Here is a 501-nt window from a genome sequence, read left to right on the forward strand (position 1 = left end):
CTCCATGAAACGCTGCCCAAAGGGTCAATATGCCCCAAGAGCAGCTTAACAACTTGTCTCAAAAGGTGAAGACTCTCAGCTCACAAAATCTCTTTTATTCCTTAGCCATTAACCCATGCCGTAGAAACTTGGGAAAAACAGTAAGGAGGCAAGGACGAGAATTTGAATCGCAATGAATGGCATCACGCCACGATAAATATCCCGTGTAGTCACGCCTGCAGGCGCAACCCCTTTCAAATAGAACAAGCTGAAGCCAAATGGCGGTGTTAAGAAGGAGGTTTGTAAGTTCATCGCGATGAGAATAGCAAACCACGTCATGTTGATGCCGAGCAGCTCAGCAACCGGTGCGATAATAGGAACGATGATGAAACAGATTTCAACGAAGTCGATAAAGAAGCCCAGAATCAAAATCACAATCATCGTAATGATCAAGAAGCCCCACTTCTCACCCGGGATCTGCAACATCCATTCTTCGACCAAATAGTCACCGCCTGTATACGT

At 45.7% G+C, this 501-nt stretch carries 1 protein-coding gene; it reads right to left on the reverse strand.

Translation table 11 applies throughout. From position 1 onward, the window contains the following. Positions 1 to 108: 108 nt before the first annotated feature. Positions 109 to 501: TRAP transporter large permease subunit (locus tag R7Z47_RS27090; protein WP_318131057.1), on the reverse strand; the 393-nt coding region annotated here is incomplete at its 5' end.

The sequence above is a fragment of the Vibrio sp. 1641 genome (assembly GCF_033339995.1).
GTDB classification, from domain to species: Bacteria; Pseudomonadota; Gammaproteobacteria; order Enterobacterales; family Vibrionaceae; genus Vibrio; species Vibrio alginolyticus.